General features: G+C 73.0%; 6 protein-coding genes. 4 read left to right on the top strand and 2 right to left on the bottom strand.

Features of this window, described 5'->3' with window-relative positions; translation table 11 throughout:
* Positions 1-521: GNAT family N-acetyltransferase, cg3035/Rv0428c family (locus ACFQ3T_RS34085; RefSeq protein WP_380729844.1), on the bottom strand; the 521-nt coding region annotated here is incomplete at its 3' end.
* A gap of 146 nt (positions 522-667) precedes the next feature.
* Here ACFQ3T_RS34085 and fdxA point away from each other — a divergent pair.
* Together fdxA and dapC are read left to right on the top strand one after the other, a co-directional pair.
* A complete protein-coding gene (fdxA, locus tag ACFQ3T_RS34080; protein WP_053716290.1) occupies positions 668-994 on the top strand; it encodes a ferredoxin in 327 nt (108 codons plus the stop codon).
* Positions 991-2091 (top strand): succinyldiaminopimelate transaminase, encoded by a 1101-nt coding sequence (dapC, locus tag ACFQ3T_RS34075; protein WP_380729842.1) that lies wholly within the window; start codon positions 991-993, stop codon positions 2089-2091. The genes fdxA and dapC overlap by 4 nt, the downstream gene beginning before the upstream one ends.
* 40 nt (positions 2092-2131) lie before the next feature.
* Here the strand turns inward: dapC and dapD are convergent, their stop codons facing one another.
* Positions 2132-3103, bottom strand: coding sequence for a 2,3,4,5-tetrahydropyridine-2,6-dicarboxylate N-succinyltransferase (gene dapD / locus ACFQ3T_RS34070; RefSeq protein WP_380729840.1), 972 nt, complete (start codon positions 3101-3103; stop codon positions 2132-2134).
* Positions 3104-3128: 25 nt separating this feature from the next.
* Here dapD and dapE point away from each other — a divergent pair, with 25 nt between their 5' ends.
* Together dapE and ACFQ3T_RS34060 are read left to right on the top strand one after the other, a co-directional pair.
* Positions 3129-4190: a succinyl-diaminopimelate desuccinylase gene (gene dapE, locus ACFQ3T_RS34065; protein WP_380729839.1), complete on the top strand. Its 1062-nt coding sequence runs from the start codon at positions 3129-3131 to the stop codon at positions 4188-4190.
* A gap of 28 nt (positions 4191-4218) precedes the next feature.
* Positions 4219-4986, top strand: coding sequence for an LOG family protein (locus ACFQ3T_RS34060; protein ID WP_380729837.1), 768 nt, complete (start codon positions 4219-4221; stop codon positions 4984-4986).
* Positions 4987-5100 lie beyond the last annotated feature (114 nt).

The raw sequence follows: 5100 nt of genomic DNA, 5'->3' as shown, positions 1-5100 counted from the left end.
AGGTCGCCGACGACCGCGCCGCGCACCGCGGCCACCACCTCGCCGCCCGCGGTCACCGTGCCGAACCCGACGGTCGGCCCGGACGCCAGCACGTGCCGCTGCGCCGCCGTGGGCGACGGCTGCGCGGCCAGCTCCCACCATCCGGGAAGCGGAGTGCCCGAAACGTCCACGTCGGCGGACTTCGGGGTGGCGAACCCGTGCAGCGGACCCGTCATCACCAACGACTCCGCGCCGCCCGGGTGGTCGACGTCGACGCGCCAGCCGGCGGCTTCGACGGCCGCCTCCGCGGGCGCGCCGACCACCACGTGCGCGGCCGGCCTGATGCCGTGCTCGGCCGCGAACCCGATCACCGCGGCCAACGCGTCCGGCACGGGCACGCCGGGGTCGCCCGTGGTCAGGGCGCTGTTGGCGCGTCCGGTGAACCCGTCGGCCGCGCGCAGGCGCCACTGGCCGAGCGGGCGGTCGACCAGCGCGGGCCACGCGTCGGCGCAGCGCTGCTCCAACTCGACGACGTCCTCCACCCCGGCATCGTGCCCTGCGCCGGGGCAGGTCGGTCTGTGAGCTGGAGCACGGTGCTGATAAGGCGAGCCTGAGCGTTGGACAATCGAATCCGCCGCGTACTCTCCGGCTTGCGCGGTGTGGACCAGAACAAGAGCAGGAGAGCGCAGTGACCTATGTGATCGCCCAGCCGTGCGTGGACGTGCTCGACAAGGCGTGCATCGAAGAGTGCCCCGTCGACTGCATCTACGAAGGCGACCGGATGCTCTACATCCACCCGGATGAGTGCGTCGACTGTGGTGCTTGCGAGCCGGTGTGCCCCGTCGAGGCCATCTACTACGAGGACGACGTCCCCGACGAGTGGAAGGAGTACACGAAGGCCAACGTGGACTTCTTCGACGAGCTGGGGTCCCCCGGCGGCGCGTCCAAGGTCGGCAAGGTCTCCGCCGACCCCGCGTTCATCAAGGCTCTCCCCCCGCAGGCGTCGCACGAGTGACCTCCGGTACTTCGCGGAGGCTCCCGGACTTCCCCTGGGACTCGCTGGCCGACCACGCCGCCAAGGCGCGCACGCACCCCGGCGGCGTGGTCGACCTGTCCATCGGCACCCCGGTGGACCCGGTCCCGGAGCTGATCCGGCACGCCCTCGGCACGGTCGCCGACCAGCCCGGCTACCCGACCACGCACGGCGCCGCGTCACTGCGCGAGGCCGTCGTGGGCGCGTTGACGAGGCGGCACGGCGTGCCGCCGCTCGACCCGGTCGCGGTGCTGCCGACCATCGGGTCCAAGGAGCTGGTGGCGTGGCTGCCGACGTTGCTGGGCCTCGGGCCGGGCGACGTGGTGGCCATCCCCGCGCTCGCGTACCCGACGTACGAGGTGGGCGCCCGGCTGGCCGGCGCGACCCCGGTGCGGCTCGCCGACGGTGAGCCGGCGCCCGCGGGCACCGCGCTGGTGTGGCTGAACTCCCCGTCCAACCCGACCGGGCGCGTGCAGGACGCGGCGCGGATGGCGCAGGCCGTGGCCGACGCGCGCGAGGTCGGCGCGGTCGTCGCGTCCGACGAGTGCTACCTGGCGCTCGCGTGGACCGCCGAACCGGTGTCCGTGCTGCGGCCCGAGGTCAACGGCGGCAGCCTGGACGGCCTGCTGGCCGTGCACTCGCTGTCCAAGTCGTCCAGCCTGGCCGGGTACCGCGCGGGGTTCGTCACCGGCGACCCGGCGCTGGTCGCGTCGCTGCTGGAGGTGCGCAAGCACGCGGGGATGATCGTGCCCCGGCCCGTGCAGGCGGCCATGACGGCGGCGTTGACCGACGACGCGCACGTCGCCGAGCAGCGCGAGCGGTACCGGGCGCGGCGCGAGCTCCTGCTCCCCGCGCTGACCGCGGCGGGCTTCACCGTGGACCACTCCGAGGCGGGCCTGTACCTGTGGTCGACCCGCGGCGGCGAGGACGCGTGGGACACCGTCGCCTGGCTCGCCGAACGGGGCATCCTCGCCGCGCCGGGCACGTTCTACGGGCCGACGGGCGACAAGCACGTCCGCATCGCTCTGACGGCCGCGGACGACCGCATCGCCGCCGCCGTGGAGCGCCTGACCTCGTGAGGGCGTGGGGGCCGCGGCGGCGGCCCCCACGCGCCCCACGTCAGTCGTTGGCGTGCAGGGCCGCGTTCAGCTCGACGCCGGTGCCCTTGCGGGGCAGCACCTTCACCACGCCGGTGGTCGAGTCGCGGAGGAACAGCAGGCCCGACATGCCGGACAGCTGACCCGCCTTCACGACCGCGCCGTCCGCGCCGGTCACCTTCGTGCCCGCGGTGATGTACAGGCCCGCCTCGACCACGCAGTCGTCGCCCAGCGAGATGCCCACGCCGCCGTTCGCGCCGATCAGGCAGCGCTCGCCGATCGAGATGACCTGCTTGCCGCCGCCCGACAGCGTGCCCATGATCGACGCGCCGCCGCCCACGTCGGAGCCGTCGCCGACCACCACGCCGGCCGAGATGCGGCCCTCGACCATCGACGTGCCGAGCGTCCCGGCGTTGAAGTTCACGAAGCCCTCGTGCATCACGGTCGTGCCCGGCGCCAGGTGCGCGCCCAGCCGGACCCGGTCGGCGTCCGCGATCCGCACGCCCGTCGGCACGACGTAGTCGACCATCCGCGGGAACTTGTCGATGCCGTACACGGTGACCGCGCCGCGGGTGCGCAGCCGCAGCCGGGCCTGCTCGAACCCGTCCACGGCGCACGGCCCGAAGTTCGTCCACACCACGTTGCCGAGCAACCCGAAGACGCCGTCCAGGTTGGCCCCGTGCGGCTTGACCAGCCGCGACGACAGCAGGTGCAGGCGCAGCCAGACGTCCTCCGTCGACGTGGGCGCGTCAGCCAGGGACGCGATGCCGACCCGGACGCCGACGACCTCGACGTCGCGGTCGGCGTCCGCGCCGAGCTGCTTGGCGGCGGCCTCGCCCAGCTCGGCGGAGACCTCGGCGGACGACAGCCGCGTCACGCCCGGCTCGGCCGCGCCGAGGGACGGCGACGGGAACCAGACGTCCAGCACGGCGCCGGAGGAGGTGACGGTGGCGAGTCCGACGCCGTACGCGCCGGTGGTGTCTGCGGTGCTCACGAGGGTCAACGGTAACGTGCGCCGGGTGGCCGACACCTTGCACCTCGCCGCCGATCCCGTCGAGCTGACCGCCGCGCTGGTGGACGTCCCCAGCGTCTCCGGTGACGAAGCGCACCTCGCCGACCTGGTCGAGCGCGCGCTGACCGGGCAGACCCCGCTGGAAGTCACGCGTTCCGGCAACGCGGTGCTGGCCCGCACGAACCTGGGCCGCCCGTCCCGGGTGGTGCTGGCGGGCCACCTCGACACCGTGCCGATCAACGACAACCTGCCGTCCCGGCTGGAGAACGGCATCCTGCACGGCTGCGGCGCCGTCGACATGAAGGGCGGCGACGCGGTGATGCTGCACCTCGCCGCCACCGTCCTGGAACCGCGCCACGACCTCACGTTCGTGTTCTACGACTGCGAGGAGGTCGAGGCGGTCCGCAACGGCCTCGGCCGCATCGAGCGGGACCTCCCCGAGTGGCTGAAGGCCGACCTGGCGATCGTGTGCGAGCCGTCCAACGGCGTCATCGAGGCGGGCTGCCAGGGCACCATGCGGATCGAGGTCCGCACCAAGGGCGTCCGCGCGCACACCGCCCGCGGGTGGATGGGCGTGAACGCGATCCACGCCATCGGCGAGCCCCTGCGCCGCCTGGAGGCCTACGAGCCGCGCCAGGTCGACATCGACGGCTGCCTCTACCGCGAGGGCCTGCAGGCCGTGAAGGTCGGCGGCGGCGTGGCGGGCAACGTCGTCCCCGACGAGGCCGTGCTCACCGTCAACCACCGCTTCGCGCCCGACCGCACGCCCGCGCAGGCCGAGCAGCACCTCCGCGAGGTGTTCGAGGGCTACGACGTCACCGTCACCGACATGTCGCCGGGCGCCCTGCCCGGCCTCGGCGCGCCGATCACCGGCGAGCTCGTCGCGGCGGCCGGCGGCACCCCCGTCGCCAAGCTCGGCTGGACCGACGTCGCCCGGTTCGCCGCGCTCGGCATGCCCGCCGTCAACTACGGGCCCGGCGACCCGCTGCTCGCGCACACCCAGCAGGAGAACGTGCCCGTCCAGCAGATCCGCGACTGCGCGGACGTGCTGCGCCGCTTCCTGAGCTGACCCGGGGGTCACGTCTAGACTCCGGGCAATGACGGAGAACGGCGTGGACGAGCACCCCAAGGAGAAGCAGCGCGGACCGGTCGTCCTGCGCCGGGGTCGTCGGGACGAGCTGACCACCACGGACCAGCGGCTGCTGGACTCGCGCGGACCCAGCGACTGGGTGCACACCGACCCGTGGCGGGTCCTGCGCATCCAGGCGGAGTTCGTGGAGGGCTTCGGCGCGCTGGCCGAGGTGCCGAGCGCGGTGACCGTGTTCGGCTCCGCCCGCACCGGCCGCGACCACCCCGAGTACGAGACGGGGCGCAAGCTCGGCGGCGCGCTGGCCGAAGCCGGGTTCGCGGTCATCACCGGCGGCGGTCCCGGCGCCATGGAAGCGGTCAACCGGGGCTGCTCCGAGGCGGGCGGGTTCTCCATCGGCCTCGGCATTGAGCTGCCGTTCGAGCAGGGCCTCAACCCGTGGGTCGACCTCGGCGTGAACTTCCGCTACTTCTTCGTGCGGAAGACCATGTTCATCAAGTACTCGCAGGCGTTCATCTGCCTGCCGGGCGGCTTCGGCACGCTCGACGAGCTGTTCGAGGCGCTGACCCTCGTGCAGACGAAGAAGGTCACCAAGTTCCCGGTCGTGCTGTTCGGCAAGGCGTACTGGCAAGGCCTGTACGACTGGGTGCGGGACTCCGCGCTCGCGAGCGGCAAGGTCGGCGAGAAGGACCTCGACCTGCTGTACCTGACCGACGACATCGACGACGCGGTGCGCGTGGTCAACGAGGCCCACAAGGCCTGGGGCGACCTGCACTGAAATTTTGGCCGCTGCTTCGCAGGCGGCGGCTCGGTCGCCTGGAAGTCGACCGTTCGCGCCTGATTTTCGGACGATCGAAGAGCGTGATCGCCCGAAGATGAGTCGCGAACGGTC

This window comes from Saccharothrix hoggarensis (assembly GCF_042678885.1).
Classification (GTDB): Bacteria; Actinomycetota; Actinomycetes; order Mycobacteriales; family Pseudonocardiaceae; genus Actinosynnema; species Actinosynnema hoggarensis.
Note: the sequence above shows the minus strand (reverse complement) of the source record. Positions and strands in the feature narration are given on the sequence as shown.